Consider the following 17,948-nt stretch of genomic DNA (forward strand, 5'->3'; position numbering starts at 1 on the left):
GATGTAGATGGGTCTGATGCAGCTTGACCTTGACGGTTCCTTGAACGTTCGCAACTTCTTGCGAGACTGGAAGGGCGAGCGAAAGCGTGCTCAGCAAAGGTGGGATTCAATTACTCTGACGAGGAACGGCTTCCGCATCGTCGAAATTTATATCCCTGCGGATTTGAAATTCGCACGAAGCCTCCATCACGGCTAAGCGCAGCCCCGGAAAGGACCTGTCGCGGTTTGATGCCGCCCCAGGTGCTCGTTTAAGCCACGTTCCTTTCGAAACCGACGGGGCTTTTCCAGCCCAATGCTGAGTGGCGGCGAGGTGGATTATAGAAGCCGTTGATGTATCCGAAGATTGCCATCTCAGCTTGTTGCCGTGTTGCCCATGATTGCAGGACGCATCAGAGAAGTTACAAAGTGATTTGGCCGAGTGTAACGCGTACGGGCATCCCTAGATTTCTTCGTTTTATGGCGCGAGAGGTTGGCCGGCACTCAAAAGAACCTCGATAGTATGACAATCTCAAAATGACGGATAATAACCGATCAAGATCCGTTTTGTTTGCCCACCAACATCCTATTGGAAGCACCTGGTTTTCGAACGCTTTGCGACTAAGGGGACCAAGCCTCTGATCTCATTGTTCCAGAACTTTTTGGTGCCGCCTTCAGCAGCGGGAAACTTCTTTACATAGGTATCAGTCAGTTTCGGGATTTTGTCGGGCGCAATATCATACCTCAGATGGAGCCATGCCCTTTGGCGCGATCAATCGAACAAGCCTGCTTTTGCCAACCGCCCTTCATCAAGGTGGTCGCCAACGCCAAGGGGCACTAGCTTATGCCTCACGAACCAAGATGAGGCACGGAAATGGACGCCAGACCGGCTCAGGACCAAAAGCGCGAAGTCGTGATGACCCACGGTGTTCTGAGTGAGAACCCCGAGGATCTTTTTCATGGCCGTGGCTGGCGGGTCGGGCGCGCAGTGCTTCACGAAGCGGTGCTGCGTCTGTGGAGCGATGATGCCTTTGGCATGGCTGGAAACGTGGCCTTTCGCGCGCTGCTGGCGATCTTTCCCTTCCTGATCTTCACCAGTTCGCTGACCGCCTTTGTCGGTGACCGGTCGATGGCCGATGACCTGATCCATTTCCTGATCGCCATCGTCCCCCCTGCCCTGATTGAACCGATCGTGTCGGAGGTGGAAAAGGTCATGACCGTGCCGCGCGGCGATCTGCTGAGCGTGGGTATCCTGTTGACCGTCTGGTTCGCCGTGGGCGGGGTCGACGGGGTGCGCGTCGGGCTGAACCGCGCCTATGGGCTTCGAGAGACGCGGTCGGTCTTCACCATCTACGCGGTGCAGGTGGCCATGGTGCTGCTGGCGAGCCTGATCCTCGTGATCGTGGGCTACCTGCTGGTGCTGGCCCCTCGGGCCGGGTCTTGGCTGCATATGCTGATGCCGGGGTTTGATCCGGGGTCGGTGACCGTCGGCCTTGTGCGCTTCCCGGTCTCGGCGACGATCCTGCTGGTGGCGCTATTTGCCGCCCATGTGATCCTGCCCGCCCGTCGCACCAAGTTTAACAACATCTGGCCCGGCGTGGTGGCAACCGCCGTCGCTTGGACCCTGCTTGCCGTGCTCTTTTCGTCCTATCTGCGGAGCTTTGCCACCTATTCCAGCTATTACGCAGGGATGGCCGGAATCATCGCGGCGCTGTATTTCATGTATCTCGCGGCATTGGTGCTGATCTTTGGCGGGGAGTTGAACCGCGCCCTCCGCATTCGCAGACTGGCCCGCGCGATGAGCGATTAGCGGTCAATCCCCTTCGCAGGGGGTGCCCGCAGCGCCCCAGACCGTCACATCATGCACCAGCGCATCAAGCGATCCTTCGGGCACTGACCGCCCCGCACCGGGGGCGAAACCCCAGTTTACAAAGGCAGAGTTTTGCAGGTGATCGACCAGTGAGGCGATGTCATGGCCGTCATTGGTCTCAGGGTCGCGCAACTGGGTGCAGACCTCTGCCGAGGTCTTACCGAGCCACGCCAATTCCACCGGAGGCAGCCGCCACGCATCGTCGATATGCGGCGGGGCGTGGGGCACGGTATTGGCGGCGGCAGAGGTGACGTGACAGGCGTCGCAGGGAATGCTTTCGGCTCCGATCCGGCTCTCGCCCGCGCGCACATTCATGCCGTGCACCGCGTCCGGCCCATAGCCCAACGCCTGCCACATCGGCTGGCCCTCTTCGCCTACATGGCAGTTGGTGCAGCGCGGGTGCGAGGTGACGGTAAAGATCCGGTCCCAAGCCGCCAGCCCCTCGACGCGGTTGGGATCGTCCTGCGCGATCGCTGGGGCGGCCAGCGTCAGCGCGGCACAGGTCAGGAGGTACTTCATGCGAAATCCACGGATTTAGAGAGGGGGAGTTCACGGATACGCTGACCCGTGGCGGCAAAGATCGCATTGGCCAGCGCCGGCGCGGCGGGCGGCACGCCCGGCTCACCAATGCCGCGCAGCTTGTCGCCATTCTCCAACCCGCGCACCTCGATCTTCGGCGTCTGATACAGCCGCAGCCCTTCGTAGAGGTGATAGTTGTCCTGCTGCGGCACCCCGTCGCGATAGGTCAGTTCGCAGTTCATCGCATGGCCCAAACCCCAGATCACCGCGCCGGAAAGCTGCGCCTCAAAGTTTACCGGGTCCAACACGCGGCCCACTTCGGCGGCCACGAAAACGCGGTCGATCTTGAGGCCCGCATCGGTCTGGCTGACCTCGACCACCTCGGCCACCGGCACGCCAAAGGACAGGCAAAACGCCAGCCCCCGACCCCGCCCCGGCCCGAGGTCAACGCCCCAATCCGACATCTCGCCCACGGCCTCCAACACCCCGCGCGAGGGCGGATGGGTGCAAAGGCGCAGCCGTTCCTCCAACGGATCGACGCCTGCGGCATGGCACATCTCATCCATGAAGCTTTCATGCAGGAATCCGTTGCCCGAGGCCCCGACAGAGCGCCACGAACTCACAGGCACCATCGCGGGCACCCGGTGGCCGGTCACGCGGTAGTCGGGGATCGCGAAAGGCTGATCCCACGCGCCCGCAACAATGGCGATGTCGGGGCCGAAAACCGGCTGGTTGAGCCGCGCCATTTGCGATTCCGCCGTTGAGGGCGCAGCGATGGCCAGATCATAGGCCGCAATCTGCCCGTCTGTGACTTTGCCACGTGCCCGAGCCATGGCCAGCGGGCGGGGGAAGTCATGGGTGAAATCCTCTTCACGCGACCAGACCATCTTAATTGGTGTGCCCGGCATCTGCTGCGCCACTTCGACGGCACGCAGGGTATAGTCATCCTCAAGCCGCCGTCCGAAACTGCCGCCTGACATCAGCACATGGATATGCACGTTCTCGGCGTCGATCCCGGTCAGCGCGGCCACATTGGCCTGCATGAAACGCGGGATTTGCGTGCCGGTCCAGATATCGACGCGGCCCTTCTCGAGCTTCACCACCACGCTCATCGGCTCGAGCGGGGCGTGGGCAAGATAGGGAATGCGATATTCGGCCTCCAAAACCTCACCATCAGAAAGCGCCGCTTTTACATCGCCGTCATCGCGAAACCGACTGTCTTGTCGGTCGTCGGTGAAGGATGCGGCAACAGTCTCGAACTGCTCTGCCGTATCGCCAATATAGGGCGACGGCCCCCAGTCACAGTCGACTGCCTGCACGGCTTGAAAGGCGCGCCACGTATTGTCCGCCACCACGGCCACCCCGCCGGTGATCGGCAGCACGGCCTGCACGCCACGCATCTTTTCGGCACGGCCTGCGTCGAACCCCATGATCTCCCCACCCTGCGCCGGATTGGTGCGGGTGGTGGCGTAGAGCATCCCTTCCATCGCCATGTCGATGCCATAGGTCTGGGTGCCGGTGGATTTGGACAGAATATCGGTACGCATCTGCGTCTTGCCCAGATGCCGCCATTCGCTGGGATCGCGCAGTGTCACCTCGGTCACTGGATCAATGTCTGCCGCGGCGGCGGCAAGGTCTTGATAGGTCAGTCGCATGCCATCAGGCAGCACCACGGCGCCCGCTTCGGTCTTGAGCTGATCACGATCCAGCCCGGTCTGCGCCACGGCGGCGGCCAGCAGCGTTTCACGTGCCACAGCCCCGGCCATGCGCAGGCGGTCAAACATATCCGGCACGGTAGAGCTGCCGCCGGTGAGTTGCAGGCCCAGAATTTTCCCCGCCACATCCGACGCCCCGCGCCCGGTGCGCGCCAGCAGTGTTTCGGAGGTCGCGGCAATCGGCATCGCCTCAACCCCGACCACGCCATTGTAATAGACCGGCGAAGGGGGGCCGGGCGTGATCTGAACTGTGTCGAGATCGACATCCAATTCTTCAGCGATCATATAGGCTTGGATAGAGTATGCTCCCTGCCCTACATCAGCGCGCGGGGTGATTAGGGTGACACCGCTGGCATCGATCATAACATAGGGCGTGATCGCCGCCGCGCCGGGGGGCAGCCCCTCTAGCAGCGGATTCTTCAGGTCACGTTTATAGAGGTAGGTGCCAAAGGCGACGCCCCCGACGATGGCCGCAGAGCCGATGATGAAACTGCGGCGGGTGATGGTGCGCAAACGCGACATGTTCAGGCCCCCCGCAGTCGGGCGGCGGCGCTGTGGACGGCGGCGCGGATGCGCGGGTAGGTGCCACAACGACAGAGGTTCCCGCTCATCGCCGCGTCGATCTGATCGTCGGTCGGATCGGGATTGAGATCAAGAAAAGAGGCCGCCTGCATGATTTGCCCCGATTGGCAGTAGCCGCATTGCGCGACCTGATGCTCGACCCATGCTGCCTGCACCACATGAAGCGCCTCGGGCGTGCCCAAGCCTTCGATGGTGGTGACGTTTCCGTTCACATCCGCCGCCCGCAATTGACACGACCGCACGGCCAGCCCGTCAACATGTACGGTACAAGCGCCGCATTGCGCGATGCCGCAGCCGTATTTAGGGCCGGTGATGCCCAACTCATCGCGCAGGACCCACAGAAGCGGCATATCGTCTTCCACATCCACTTCGTGGACCGTGCCGTTAACGGTCAATTCCATTGGTGATCCTTCTGCCCTGTTGCATATAATGTAGCCACGCAAGAACAGGCCGCAAGACCGCGCGAAGCAAGTCGCGCAGCGTCATGCAAATAAAGAAAAGGACAACTGCGGTCGCGCCGAAGACTATTCGAGGTCTTGCGCCGTCATGGCACGGTGAATTTCACGGCGCACCAGTTTACGGACATTGCGGGTGATCCGCTCTCCCAAGGCACCCTGCAACTCGGCTCGGACGATTTCGGTCACCAGATCGCGCAGCGCCTCTTCGTCGAGGAATTGGTCTTCGCCCCCTATGCCTTCATCTTCCGCAGGGGCGGCATAGCCAAATTCCGGCGCTGTTGCTGCAGGATCAGCAATACGGGGGCCGCTGTCGGCAAAGCGACGCACTTGTTCCTCGACCTGCGGCGTGGACGGTTGCGTGGAGCGCGCGCGCGGCGCGGTATCGGCGGCTTCTACAGTCGCGGTATCGGCGATCGGCGTCTCTGGCGTATCCAGTTCAACATCGTCTTTCCATTCCATCGCCGGAGGTTCCGTGCCGGAATAGTCATTATCGCCGGGGCTGTCGGGGTCCCAATCGTCAGTAATCTTGCCAATGGCCGTCTCCAACGCTGCCAGCTTGTCACTGCGCGAACCACTGCTCGCTTGGGCCGCCACCTCGGATACAGGTTTGGTCGGGGTCTCTATTTGTTTTTCAGCAACGGGTTCTGCTGGAGCTTTCACTTCGGCTGCAGCGTCCTGAGGTGGGCTGCTGAAATCTTCTGCATGTAAATCACTGGGATCATCATGCAGCATATCGTAATCCAAGGGGGTGACCTTGGCCGGTTCAATTGCGGCGGGCTTCGGGCGATCTTTGCCGTCCGACGTGGCAACCCGCAACGCCGGGGTCAGCACCAAACGCTCGCTTGATGGATCGGGTGCTTTGGCGGGGGACGGCGTAGAGGGGCGGCGCGCCGAGACAAAGGGACGTTCCGCAGTACCACCGCTTCGGCCATCTTCGGTCTGCATAGTTTGGGTCAAGCTCAGCGGGCGCGTCACACCATTGGACGCCGATCTAAGGGATAGATGCGGGGTGAAGTCATCAGAAGACGCGGCCTCGGAAGCGTCCGTATCCGAAGGCGCTACACGCGCGCTTTTGAACTCACCTTCCTGAACTGTCTGCCCCTCTGCTTGGGGCGCAGCAGCTTTGGGTGCGTTTTCCCCTGCAGGGCCAGAGGCTTGCAAGGGGCGCTTGTTTTCGGACACCAATCGGCGAATAGACGACAAAACGTCTTCCACCTCCGCATTTGTGACGGGTTCGGACATGTTTCTCTACCACTCTTTCCTCGCGGATAGCTTAACCGCGCGAGGGGATTCTCACAATGGGGCGGTGCAAAATGTCCGGTCGGTGTGACCCGTCAGTCTTTTTGCAGTGCACGCAGCACCCGATCAAGTGCTTGCCCCTCTTTCGAGTATTTAGCAGGCCCATCCTTAACAAGGTTGTAATAGGCCCCTGCATCATAGATCTGCACTGGCAATTTCAGGTCACGTGCGGTCAATTGCCCGGTCGCCGCCAACACCGAATAGGCGGCAACATATAGGTTCGCACGGGCTGACACGCGGGTCGATTCCGCATCCAGCAGGGACTGTTCCGCATCTAACACGTCCAGCGTGGTACGCGCGCCGAGTGTGGCTTCCTCTCGGACCCCGCGGAAGGCGATACGCGCGGCACGAATTTGCCGCTCAGAGGCCTCCAATTGTGCACGAGCCGAAGACAGCGCGGCATAGGCGTTGCCCACTTCCTGCTCTACGTTCCGGCGCACCACATGCAGGTTTGCCCGCTGCGCATCACGCTGGGCCATGGAACTGCGCACAGCCGAAGACAGCGCACCGCCCTGATAGATGGTCTGCCCCACTTCAACGCCGACACTGCCACTACGGGTATAGGAATCGCTGTCGAACGTCTCATTCAAACCGTATTGGCCATTCAACGTGACACGCGGCGCCATCGCCGCTTCATTGGCTTCGACCCCAAGATCGGCGGCAGCCACCTGATGCTGAGCCGAGATGATCGACGGGTGCTGACGCACGGCCAGACCTTTGGCCGCCGCAAGGTTGCCCCCGACATTGGGCAGGCTTGGCGGCTGACTAAGGTTACCGGGCTGGCGGCCAACAGCGTTGCGGTACTCTTCGACAGCACGCAGCAGATCCCCTTCGGCACCGGCCAGACCGCTGCGGGCATCGGCCAGTTGTGCTTCGGCCAAGGCCACGTCGGTACGGGTCACTTCGCCCACGTCAAAACGATCCCGCGCGGCGCGCAATTCTTGGGTCAACAGACGTAGGTTGTTGTTGCGCAGCTCCACTGTTTCCGAGGCCTCGATCACCCCCATATAGGCCGCAACCGCACGCAACAGCACTTGCTGCTCAAGGTTCACGAGCGTCTGGCGGGTGGCCAGCACAGTTTCCTTGGCGGCTTCAATGCGATAGGCACTGGCCCCGAAATCATAGATTAGCAGCTGACCGATCAGACTGATCGACGCCTTCAAGCTTTCCGTTGATTGTGCTGCCAGCAATGAAGAGGTGCGGGTGGTGCCAAAGCTCTGCGTGAGGCCGGCGGCCCACTGCAAAACCGGCTTGAGCGCTGATTTGGCAGTTGCAACATCTTCGTCGGCTGCGCGCAGCAGCGCCCGGTTCTGCTCAAGAAGCCCGGAATACTCATAGGCCCCGACCAAAGCATCGGCCAGCGTCTCGGCTGAGGCCGGACGCGGCAGCGCCACTGCACCCGCTACGGCAAGGCTTACCGGCACCGCAAGGGCAAAACGTTTAAGGGATTTTCGGATACTGATCGCACTCATGTCTCGATGCCCCTGATTGGCTTTATATAGACCTTCTTAGACCGACCCATTGGCCGACCGGGACAGGTGCCCCTACCTTGTAAACGGTGTTGCGGCACCCGATTCACTTCGAGAATCCGCCGCCCCGTTTACAGCTGAAATTCTGCCTGACGTTCAAAGCCACGCAGCACCGGTGCACCGGCGTTAAATTCGGGCCGCCACGAGACCTGCCCGCCCCGTTTATAGCCCACGCGCACCTCGCCCAGACCACGCTCCATAAAGAGGCACGCGATGCGCCCACCTTCTTTCACCTGCTCAAGCAGCGCCTTGGGCAGTTCCCCAACAGCGCCCTGCACGATCACCACGTCATAGGGTCCATGCTGCGGCGCCCCATCAGTCAACGGCGCGACATGAACAATCACGTTATCCGCACCAGCCTGCGCCAGCGCCTCCTGCGCCTCGGCGGCCATGGCTTCGTCTTCTTCAACGGCGACAACAGCTTCGGCCATATGGGCGATCACGGCGCTGGAATACCCCATGGCGCAGCCGATATCGAGCACCAGTTCGTTGTTGGTGATGTCGAGGTGATCGAGCATTTTGGCCAATGTCCGCGGGTCGAGCAGCACACGATCTTGGCCCAGATCAAGGTTTTCACCCAGATAAGCGGCCTCACGCTGCGCCGCCGGCACGAAGTCTTCGCGCTGCACGGTCAACATCGCGTCGATGATCGGGAACTTGGTCACATCCGAAGGACGAACCTGCGTATCTACCATGGTTACGCGGCGGGCGGCGAAATCACTCATCAGCTAAACTCATTCGTTCAGGGTGTCTGAAGAGTGATGTGCCACATTGCCGGGCCAGCGGCAACGCCCTGACCGCATTTTCACACGCATATGGGTCTTGCGGCCCTCTTCGTGATCCGATAGCAGTGCGCCAACCACGGAATGGCGAGTTGGCGGAGTGGTTACGCAGCGGATTGCAAATCCGTGTACACCGGTTCGATTCCGGTACTCGCCTCCAATACCCCCATAGAGAACGACGTTTGCGACCGAACGGTCGCGTGCCCGGACGGGTGGTGGCTGCTTTTCTCTATGCGTCCATACCGCGCAGCCCCGCCGTCACCTAGGACACCGTCGAACCGGTCGCCGCAATCAGAACTGCCGCACAGACCGCCTTTAAATTCATTCTCAGAATAAAGCAGTCGTTGCCCGTTTCGCCCCATGGTTTCGCGATGATCTCAACGCAAAACCGCAGTTCTCAGTGTTGGTGCTGTTGACGCACGTAATCCATCACCGCACCTCGGACCGACATTTCGCCCCGTTCGCGCGCCGCATGGATTACCTCGCGCACATCATCAAGATTGCACCGTCGCAGCAGACTTTTGACGGGCCCGATCGAAGCAGGGCGCATTGAAAGCGTTTTGAGCCCGATGGCTGCGAAACACAGCGCTTCAACGGGGCGGCCCGCGTCCTCTCCGCAGAACGACAGCGCCGTATCGGTTTCTGCGCAGCGTTCCACGATACCTTCGAGGAACGTCAGGAACGAAACGTTCAGTGTGTCATAGCGCTTGCGCACCCGCTCATTTTCGCGGTCGGCGGCAAAGAAGAACTGCTTCAGATCGTTGCCCCCGATGGACAGAAACTCAACTTCTTCAAAGAACTTCTTCGGCGCGAAAGCGAGGCTGGGAGTCTCAAGCATGGCGCCGATTTCCAACTTTTCGGGTAGTTGATGGCCCAGAATACGTTCGCGCTCCATTGCCTTGTCGACCTCGGCGCGGGCGGCGCGGAATTCTTCGAATTGCGCAACGAAAGGGAACATCACCGCTAGAGGCCGCCCCGCAGCAGCGCGGATCAGGGCTTGCAGTTGCATCCGCATGACACCCGGCTTGTCCAAGCCCACACGAATCGCGCGCCAGCCCAAAGCCGGGTTCGGCTCATCGTTTGGCTTCATATAGGGCAGCACCTTGTCCGATCCGATATCGAGCGTGCGAAACACCACCCGGCGGCCATGTGCAGCATCCAGCACGCGGGCATAAAGCGCGGCTAATTCGGTCCGGCGCGGCATCTGGTTGCGCACAAGGAACTGCAACTCGGTGCGGAACAGCCCAACCCCTTCTGCCCCCGACCCTTCGAGGGACGGCAGATCAGCCATCAAGCCCGCATTCATCTGCAGGCTGATGATCCGCCCGCATTTCGTTTCAGCAGGTTTGTCGCGGATCGAGGCATATCGCTCCTGGGCCGCCGCCTGCATCGCGATCTTGTCACGAAAGGCCGTGGCCACGGTATCGTCGGGACGCAGATGAACAACACCCTGTTCCCCATCCACCATGATATGGTCGCCATTCAGCGCGTCGTTGGTGATGCGGCTCGCGTGGACAATCAGCGGAATCGCCAACGCCCGCGCCACAATAGCCGCGTGCGACCCGACGGAGCCGCCCTCCAATACAATACCGCGCAGCGACCGCCCGTAATCCAGCAGCTCGGCCGGGCCGATGTTGCGCGCCACAAGGATCGGATCGACGGGCATCTCTGCGCCCGTGTCACTGCCCTGCCCCGTCAGATGACGCAGCAAACGGTTCGACAGATCGTCCAGATCCGATAACCGCTCCCGCAGATAAGCGTCATTGACCTGCCCCAATCGGGCGCGGGCCATGGATTGCTCCTTCTCGACCGCAGCCTCGGCGCTCAGCCCGCTTTGAATATCCTCCACCATGCGCCGCATCCAGCCTTTGGAATTGGCGAACATGCGGTAGGCTTCGAGCACCTGTTGCTGCTCTTTGTCGGCGGTAAGGCTTAACAATTGGTCAACGCTGACACGCAACTGATCAACCGCTTCGGTCAGGCGCTCAGTCTCGCGTTCGGGATCGTCAGCGATAGGGTTGGAAACCACGACACGCGGCTCATGCAGCCAGACATGGCCCTCGGCCACACCCTCCTGCCCCACGGTGCCGCGCAGCAGCACCGGCTGGCTGTGCCGGGCCGACATCGCCGCGCCTTCGCCCACAAAAGCGCCAAGCTCGGCCATTTCGGCCAGCACCATGGCCACGACCTCAAGCGCGTAAACCTCATCTGCCGAAAATTCCCGCGCCTGCTTCGACTGCACCACCAAAACGCCCAGCGTCTCGCCCAACCGCTGGATCGGCACGCCAAGGAACGAAGAATAAATCTCCTCCCCCGTCTCTGGCATGAAACGGAAACCGGCAGCCTGCGGCGCATCGGGCGTGTTGATGACCGTGCGGCGCTTAGCCACGCGCCCCACCAGACCTTCGCCCAATTTCATCCGCGTTTCATGCACCGCCGCCTCGTTCAGACCTTCGGTGGCACAAAGCTCAAGAGTGTCTTCATCACGGAACAGATAGATCGAGCAAACTTCGCAGCCCATCGAGTTGGCAATTAACTGGGTGATCTTATCCAGCCGCGCTTGCCCCGCCACATCACTGGCCATCGCATCGCGCAGCCGCCCCAGCAGCTTGCGGCTCTCTGTCTCAACCCGTTCGGCCATATGATCTGGTCCCTGTCCCTCTGGAGCAGGGTTTAGCGCACTCGCGCAAGGATAGAAATGCTATTCGCGACATACCCGGCATCCTATGCCAGCATATCGGCGGGATGCTGCAGTTTTACGCAAAGCGCAACCTCGCGTAAAACCCATTTGATCGCAGAGACTTAAGCGGCTTTATCCAGCTCGAAAGCATCATGAAGCGCCTGCACGGCCAGTTCCATATACTTGCGGTCAATCAACACGCTGATCTTGATCTCGGAGGTGGTAATAACCTTGATGTTGATCCCCTCATCCGAGAGCACCTTGAACATCTTGGCAGCCACACCGGTATGGCTGCGCATACCGATGCCGACCACGGACACTTTGGCCACACCCTTATCAGCGATCAACTCTTGGTAGTTGATGATGCCGTCTTCATGGGCTTTCTCCATCGCCTTTTCGGCGCGGATCACCTGATCGACGGGGCAGGACCACGTCATATCGGTGCGGCCTTCTTCGGCGATGTTTTGCACGATCATGTCGACGTTCACGCCACCTTCGCTGAGCGCGGTAAAGATCGTCGCGGCGATGCCGGGGCGGTCTGCCACGGACACCAAGGTCATCTTTGCCTCATCACGGGAAAACGCGACCCCGGCCACCACATTGCTTTCCATGATTTCCTCCTCATCGCAGACGAGCGTCCCGGCATCGTCAGATTGTTCTTCGAAACTGCTCAGTACCCGCAGTTTAACCTTGTAGCGCATCGCCAGTTCGACCGAACGGGTCTGCAAAACCTTTGCCCCGAGAGAGGCCAGTTCCAGCATCTCTTCAAAGGAGATCTTGTCAAGTTTGCGGGCCTTGGATTCCACCCGTGGGTCGGTGGTGTAAACGCCGTCCACATCGGTGTAGATATCGCAGCGCTCCGCATCAAAGGCGGCAGCAAAGGCCACGGCGGTCGTGTCAGACCCGCCCCGGCCGAGCGTTGTGATCCGACCCTGCGGGCTGATGCCTTGGAAACCTGCGACCACGGCCACCTTCATGCCTTCGCCGAACTTGGCGTTAATGTTGTCTGTGGGGATCTCTTCGATTCGCGCGGCGGAATGGGCATCGGTGGTACGCACCGGCACCTGCCAGCCCTGCCACGAGCGTGCGGGCACGTCCATCTCCTGCAGGGTCAGCGCCATCAGGCCCGCGGTGACATTCTCGCCACTCGACACGATAGCGTCATATTCGCGCGCATCATAGAGCGGCGAGGTCTCATTGACGAAGCCCACCAGCTTGTTCGTCTCGCCCGACATGGCCGAAACGATGACGATCACGTCATAGCCCTTAGCAACCTCGACACCGACGCGCTTTGCCGCGCGGCGAATACGGTCCAAGGTGGCGACCGAAGTCCCACCGAATTTCATAACCAGAACAGGCATATTGTCCCCCGCGCAACAGTCCAGCGCGGTCTAAGCCCACGGCACGGCAAGGGCAAGCCTATTTAACATGAGGTTATGCTCTGCCGCTTAGAACGGGTGCGGACGTCCATCCCATGTCTCAAACGCGCCGGTCTGAGCAAGGTCCAGCGCGGCAATCCGTTGCACAAGGCCTTGCGCAGACTCCGCGACGCTGATCTCGCCCTGATCGCCGCCCATATCGGTACGCACCCAGCCGGGATGGTAGATGCCCACCGCGATGCCCTTAGGTTTGAGGTCGACCGCCAGATTGCGCCCCAGATTGATCGCCGCCGCCTTGGAGGCACGGTAGATATAGCTGCCGCCCGGTGCCCGCGTCGAAGACCCCATTTGCGAAGCAATGATCGCGATTTTCGCGCCCTTTGCCGCGCGCAGGTTCGGCAGGAGCGATTGTACCGTCAGAAAAACCCCGGTCACATTGGTCGCGAAACTCTGCGTCCAGAGATCGGCACCGAAGCCGGTTTCCGGATCATCCCCTTATCAAGGTAGACGCCAGCATTGCAGATCAGCAGGTCCAGCGGACGATCTTTCAGCTGGTTAGCAAAGGCGGCGTGGCTTGCCGGGTCAGTCACATCTAGCACGGCCTCCGCCTCTGCGCCGCGCGCGGTGCCGATCACCTCTTCGCCCGCATCTTTATACTGTGCAGCCAGCGTCGCGCCGATGCCCCGGCTTGCGCCGGTGATAACGATGGTCATGGGCGATCCTTTACAAAGAATTGGCCTTTACAAGAATGAGATTTCAGGAAAGCTGGCGTTTGGGTTTGAACGGCAGCGGCATTAGGGGCACGCCTTCCTCTACCAAGGCCCGCGCCTGATCCAGCCGCGCTTCGCCATAGATCGCACGCTCAGGAATGCGCCCTGCGTGCATGTCACGCGCTTCGCGAACAAAGTTCTTGCCGACGTAGTCCGATGTGGATTCTACCTTTTTGCGCAGCGCGGTCAGGGCTTTTTCAACTTCGCTCGGAGGGTTGGACAAGACGGGTACGGATTTTTCAGCCGCCTTGGGGGCCTCGGCCACGCTATCGCTCGACGTCACGCGCGGGGCCATCAGCGATTTGCTCACCTCGCCCGATCCGCAGACGGCACAGCTTAGATGGCCGGCGCGGGCGAGGCTGTCAAAGGCTGCCGCCGATTGGAACCAACTGTCGAAACCATGCCCGGCCTCACATTTTAACGCATAACGGATCATTCGCCCGGTCCTTAAACTCTATGCATTAGATGGGCCGCGGCGCGAGAGAGGTCAAGACAGATGGGATCGGCCAATGCGTAACATCTCCGCGCGGTTATCGCGTTAGGCCGCCGCTGCGCGGGTCGAAATCACGGATTAACCGCGCCAGATCGGGCGCTTCGACCAGGCGGGCGGCCTTTCGACGAGAACACCACATCCGCTTGCGCTGCCCCTTTTCGGGGAAATGCTTGGCCAGCGCTTTGACCTTCACGGGATAGAGCATGGCCAAACAGGGTAATGTCCCGTCCGCTGCGACTTTCGCATAACTATAGACGCCCAAACATTGGCCCCGCGCTTGGCCCACTACGCCGCCTTCTTCCCACGCCTCTACCAAGGCCGAGGCCGCGGGGGTTTTCCCCTCCATCGGCCAGCCTTTGGGGATGATCCAGCGTTTGCTGCCGCGCGATGTAATCAACAGAACCTGCAACTTGCCGCGCTTGCGACGCCAGCAAAGTGCGGCAAACTGTATGCGCAGATCGTCCTTCTGTCCGCCGTTCAAGGATATCGGTGCCTGTGTCGTCATCCGTCGCGGCCGCGTCCTGTGGTTATTGGCTTCTCCTTACCCTAGCGTGGCGATCCCAGTCTGACCATATGCACTTGCCCCCCCTCAATGCATCAAAGATACTACCAAAATGATAAGATTTTGCGCCCTTCTGACCGTGTTCTGCAGCCTTGCCCTGCCCCTTCGGGCCGAGGCACCGCTGACGGTCTTTGCCGCCGCCAGCCTGCGTGGCGCGTTGGAGGAGATCGCGGCGGCGTTTCCCGCGCCCTTGATCTTGGCCTATGGCGGATCGGGCACGATGGCACGACAGGTCGCAGCCGGTGCGCCTGCGGATGTCGTTCTGCTGGCGAATAGCGACTGGATGGATTGGTTGGCGGATCAGGGGATCACTGCCGCTGAGGAAGCGCAGATCATCGCCCGCAACCACTTGGTTTTGATTGCCCCCGTCGGCACCGCCCCCCTGTCACAACCTGCCGACCTGCCCGCCCGGCTTGGCCCCACGGGCCGGCTGGCCATGGGCCAGCGCGACGCGGTGCCCGCAGGCAGCTATGCCCGCGATTGGCTGACGCATGAGGGGTTGTGGGAGGGGTTGCAGAGCCAATTGGCCGAAACGGACAATGTCCGCGCCGCGCTGGCCTTGGTCGCGCGCGGCGATACGCCCTTTGGTGTGGTTTATGCCAGCGACGCCCATGCCGAGGATGACGTGCAGATCGTCTATAAGGTGCCCGCCGACACCCATGCCCCCATCACCTATCCCGCTGCCGCCCTGACGCCGGAAGGCACCGCGCTGGTCGATTTCCTGACCACGCAAAAGGCGCAGGCGATCCTTGAGGATCATGGCTTCCTCCGGGCCAATCATGGATCTTGATGCCGCCGCTTGGGCCGCGCTGTTGCTGTCGCTGCGGGTGGCCAGCGTGGCAATGCTCTGCTCTCTGCCGCTGGCGCTTTGGGTCGCGTGGATTCTTGCCCGCAAGGAGTTTCGCGGCAAAGGTCTGCTGAGTGCGTTTGTCCATCTGCCACTGGTGCTGCCGCCGGTGGTGACGGGCTATCTGCTGCTGCTCGGCTTTGGCCGCAACGCCCCTTTGGGAAGCCTGTTAGAGAGCCTCGGCATCGGTCTTGCCTTTCACTGGACGGGCGCGGTGCTGGCCGCGCTGATCATGGGCTTCCCGCTGATGGTCCGCGCCATGCGCCTGGCGATCGAAGCCGTCGACCCACGGATCGAGGCCGCCGCCGCCACGCTTGGCGCGCCGCGCATCAGCGTGTTCTGCCGCGTCACCCTTCCGCTGATCTTTCCCGGCATCCTCGCCGGGGCGGTAATGGGCTTTGCCAAGGCGATGGGCGAATTCGGCGCCACGATCACCTTTGTCGCCAATATCCCCGGCCAGACCCAAACCCTGCCCAGTGCGATCTGGACCGCCTTGCAGGTGCCGGGCGGCGAAAACCGCGCGCTGGCTATGGCGGCACTGGCTGGGCTGGTGGCGCTGGCCGCCGTGCTACTTTCAGAAGCCTTGGCGCGACGGGTCGCCAAACGGATTTCAGGGGCGGGGTGATGCTGGAGGTTACGCTGCGCCATGGGTTCGATGGCTTCGATCTGGATCTGTCTTTCACCACCCAAGGCGGGATTACCGCGCTCTTTGGCCGCTCCGGCGCGGGCAAGACGACGGTGATCAACGCACTTGCCGGATTGCTGCGCCCCGATGTCGGGCGCGTGGTGCTGGACGGTGAGGTGCTTTTGGATACACAGCGCGGCATCTGGGTGCCGCCGCATCGCCGCAGGCTGGGCTATGTCTTTCAAGACGCGCGGCTTTTCCCGCATCTGGACGTGCGCAGTAACCTGACCTTCGGCGCGCGCTACGCCCCGCGGGGCAGCAGGGGAGCTGGTCTTGATGATGTGGTCGCTCTTTTGGGGCTGGGCCCGCTTTTGGACCGCGCCCCGGCCACGCTGTCGGGCGGAGAGAAACAGCGCGTCGCACTTGGCCGGACATTGCTCTGCCACCCTCGCCTGCTGCTGATGGACGAACCTCTGGCAAGCCTTGATGGTCCGCGCAAGCAGGAAATCCTGCCCTACCTCGAACGTCTGCGCGATGGAGCCTTGGGCTTGCCGATCCTCTATGTCAGCCACGCGGTGGACGAAATTGCGCGCCTTGCCGACCGTTTGGTGCTGCTGCAAAACGGACGGCTGAGAGCGCAGGGCGCGTTGTTTGACGTCATGGCCGACCCTGCTGCGGTACCTCTGCTGGGTGTGCGCGAAGCCGGCGCAGTGCTGGAAGCTGACGTCCTCGCCCATGCAGAGGATGGGCTCTCGACCCTTGCTGTGCGGGCGGGGCAGCTGGAATTGCCGGGGGTGCAGGCCCCCATAGGCGCGCGGGTGCGCCTGCGGGTTCTGGCGCAGGATGTGATCCTGTCCCGGCAACGGCCAGAGGGGCTGTCTTCGGTCAATATCCTGCCCGTGCGGGTTGATGCCGTGCATCCCGGCGACGGACCGGGCGCTGCCATCGCGCTGGATGCAGGCGGCGACCGTCTGCTCGCCCGCGTCACCGCCCGCGCGGTGCGCGATCTCGACCTGCGCGCGGGGATGGACTGCTATGCCATCATCAAGGCCACCACCGTGGCCCCCGGCAGTATCGGGCGCTGATCAAATTTTGGGCGGCGTTCGACCCATTTTCTGACGCAGCCGGGCGACCAGTTCTTCTTGCGGAATATCCGCCTCTATCGCCAATTTGCGCATGCCAAAATGCACATGGGCCATATCTTGGTAATAGCTGGTATAGGCATAGTTTGTCGCAGCCCCAGCTACTGCGCCCAATACCGGCACAGCTTGAGCCGCAAGCTTTTGGCCCAACACAACGGCAAGGCGCGGGGCCACACGAGCGATCACCGCGTTCATTGCACGCCCCGTAAGCGCCATCCGGACTGTCAGAAATCCCAGATCAGCCGTGTTATCATCGGCCAGCGGCCCTGCAGCGGTGAAGACATGCACGCAGTCGAACTGCACATTCTCAGCCGCCGGATCAAAGCCATGTTCTGCGGCCACACCCTGAATAACCCGCAAAAGCAGCGTCGTGGTCACGGGCAGCTCGGCCAGCGCGGTGGGCAAGCCCCCGGCCCCGCCAGCGGCCCCCATGGCGGTCGAGACCGCTTGGTTCAGCCAGCCTTGCTGGTCCTTTACATAGCTGCGGCTAGAATGCGCGGCCTGCATCGCGTGGTTCAGCGCCTTCATCGTGGCGCTTTCGAGGTTGCGGCGCACGGCCCCCGGCAAACGGTCGATCAACCCATCCGCGCTGCCTCCGATCAGGTTCAGCACATGGATGCCCACGCCCCCGGCCTGCTTATAGCGGCGGGCGATCTCGTCCAGTCGTGCATCGACGTCGATGGTGCTGGGCAGGTTACTTTCGATCTGCATGGGCGTCCC

At 61.5% G+C, this 17,948-nt stretch carries 15 protein-coding genes, 1 tRNA gene and 2 pseudogenes; 5 read left to right on the plus strand and 13 right to left on the minus strand.

Going from position 1 to position 17,948, the window contains the following annotated elements; all coding sequences use genetic code 11:
• Positions 1 to 248: 248 nt before the first annotated feature.
• Positions 249 to 374 (minus strand): annotated as a pseudogene (locus ACSQ16_RS15295) (IS3 family transposase); the annotation flags it as partial.
• Between the two features lie 476 nt (positions 375 to 850).
• Between ACSQ16_RS15295 and ACSQ16_RS15300 the strand changes: the two are divergent.
• A complete protein-coding gene (locus tag ACSQ16_RS15300; protein WP_243262496.1) occupies positions 851 to 1,786 on the plus strand; it encodes a YihY/virulence factor BrkB family protein in 936 nt (311 codons plus the stop codon).
• 3 nt (positions 1,787 to 1,789) lie between these two features.
• On the opposite strand, the gene ACSQ16_RS15305 is transcribed toward ACSQ16_RS15300, so the two are convergent.
• The 6 genes from ACSQ16_RS15305 to ACSQ16_RS15330 form a co-directional block, all read right to left on the minus strand.
• Positions 1,790 to 2,365, minus strand: a complete 576-nt coding sequence (locus ACSQ16_RS15305) for a hypothetical protein (protein WP_243262495.1) — start codon at positions 2,363 to 2,365, stop codon at positions 1,790 to 1,792.
• On the minus strand, positions 2,362 to 4,602 hold the full coding sequence (locus tag ACSQ16_RS15310; RefSeq protein ID WP_317406323.1) for a xanthine dehydrogenase family protein molybdopterin-binding subunit: 2,241 nt from the start codon (positions 4,600 to 4,602) through the stop codon (positions 2,362 to 2,364). The genes ACSQ16_RS15305 and ACSQ16_RS15310 overlap by 4 nt, the downstream gene beginning before the upstream one ends.
• Before the next feature lie 2 nt (positions 4,603 to 4,604).
• The gene (locus ACSQ16_RS15315; RefSeq protein WP_243262493.1) at positions 4,605 to 5,063 is read right to left on the minus strand and encodes a (2Fe-2S)-binding protein; all 459 of its coding nucleotides are present in this window, start codon (positions 5,061 to 5,063) and stop codon (positions 4,605 to 4,607) included.
• 123 nt (positions 5,064 to 5,186) lie between these two features.
• Positions 5,187 to 6,362, minus strand: a complete 1,176-nt coding sequence (locus ACSQ16_RS15320) for a hypothetical protein (protein WP_243262492.1) — start codon at positions 6,360 to 6,362, stop codon at positions 5,187 to 5,189.
• 92 nt (positions 6,363 to 6,454) lie between these two features.
• On the minus strand, positions 6,455 to 7,891 hold the full coding sequence (locus ACSQ16_RS15325; protein WP_243262491.1) for a TolC family outer membrane protein: 1,437 nt from the start codon (positions 7,889 to 7,891) through the stop codon (positions 6,455 to 6,457).
• Between the two features lie 128 nt (positions 7,892 to 8,019).
• Complete coding sequence (locus ACSQ16_RS15330; RefSeq protein ID WP_093926866.1) at positions 8,020 to 8,673, minus strand: protein-L-isoaspartate O-methyltransferase family protein; 654 nt, start codon at positions 8,671 to 8,673, stop codon at positions 8,020 to 8,022.
• A gap of 143 nt (positions 8,674 to 8,816) precedes the next feature.
• Here ACSQ16_RS15330 and ACSQ16_RS15335 point away from each other — a divergent pair.
• Positions 8,817 to 8,890, plus strand: a tRNA-Cys gene (locus tag ACSQ16_RS15335).
• 237 nt (positions 8,891 to 9,127) lie between these two features.
• Here the strand turns inward: ACSQ16_RS15335 and ptsP are convergent.
• From ptsP to ACSQ16_RS15360, 5 genes and pseudogenes are all read right to left on the minus strand, one after another.
• A complete protein-coding gene (gene ptsP, locus ACSQ16_RS15340) occupies positions 9,128 to 11,371 on the minus strand; it encodes a phosphoenolpyruvate--protein phosphotransferase (protein WP_243262482.1) in 2,244 nt (747 codons plus the stop codon).
• 161 nt (positions 11,372 to 11,532) lie between these two features.
• On the minus strand, positions 11,533 to 12,771 hold the full coding sequence (locus ACSQ16_RS15345; protein WP_067935742.1) for an aspartate kinase: 1,239 nt from the start codon (positions 12,769 to 12,771) through the stop codon (positions 11,533 to 11,535).
• Positions 12,772 to 12,858: 87 nt separating this feature from the next.
• Positions 12,859 to 13,502 (minus strand): annotated as a pseudogene (locus tag ACSQ16_RS15350) (SDR family oxidoreductase).
• A gap of 43 nt (positions 13,503 to 13,545) precedes the next feature.
• Entirely contained in the window at positions 13,546 to 13,995 is a 450-nt protein-coding gene (locus ACSQ16_RS15355; protein ID WP_243262481.1) for a DUF1178 family protein, read from the minus strand.
• A gap of 94 nt (positions 13,996 to 14,089) precedes the next feature.
• Positions 14,090 to 14,557 carry an NUDIX hydrolase gene (locus ACSQ16_RS15360; RefSeq protein WP_093926871.1) on the minus strand — a complete coding sequence of 156 codons (468 nt, stop codon included), beginning with the start codon at positions 14,555 to 14,557 and terminating at the stop codon, positions 14,090 to 14,092.
• 109 nt (positions 14,558 to 14,666) lie between these two features.
• Between ACSQ16_RS15360 and modA the strand changes: the two genes are divergently transcribed.
• The 3 genes from modA to modC are packed head-to-tail and all read left to right on the plus strand — an operon-like array spanning position 14,667 to position 17,171.
• The gene (modA, locus tag ACSQ16_RS15365; protein WP_317406327.1) at positions 14,667 to 15,404 is read left to right on the plus strand and encodes a molybdate ABC transporter substrate-binding protein; all 738 of its coding nucleotides are present in this window, start codon (positions 14,667 to 14,669) and stop codon (positions 15,402 to 15,404) included.
• Positions 15,394 to 16,086, plus strand: coding sequence for a molybdate ABC transporter permease subunit (gene modB, locus ACSQ16_RS15370; protein ID WP_243262479.1), 693 nt, complete (start codon positions 15,394 to 15,396; stop codon positions 16,084 to 16,086). The genes modA and modB overlap by 11 nt, the downstream gene beginning before the upstream one ends.
• Positions 16,086 to 17,171: a molybdenum ABC transporter ATP-binding protein gene (gene modC, locus ACSQ16_RS15375; RefSeq protein WP_394805084.1), complete on the plus strand. Its 1,086-nt coding sequence runs from the start codon at positions 16,086 to 16,088 to the stop codon at positions 17,169 to 17,171. Before modB ends, modC begins: the two co-directional genes overlap by 1 nt.
• Here the strand turns inward: modC and ACSQ16_RS15380 are convergent, their stop codons facing one another.
• A complete protein-coding gene (locus tag ACSQ16_RS15380) occupies positions 17,172 to 17,939 on the minus strand; it encodes an EcsC family protein (RefSeq protein WP_243262477.1) in 768 nt (255 codons plus the stop codon). It lies immediately after the preceding gene.
• Positions 17,940 to 17,948 lie beyond the last annotated feature (9 nt).

The organism is Sulfitobacter sp. SH24 (assembly GCF_965641895.1).
Taxonomy (GTDB): domain Bacteria; phylum Pseudomonadota; class Alphaproteobacteria; order Rhodobacterales; family Rhodobacteraceae; genus Sulfitobacter; species Sulfitobacter dubius.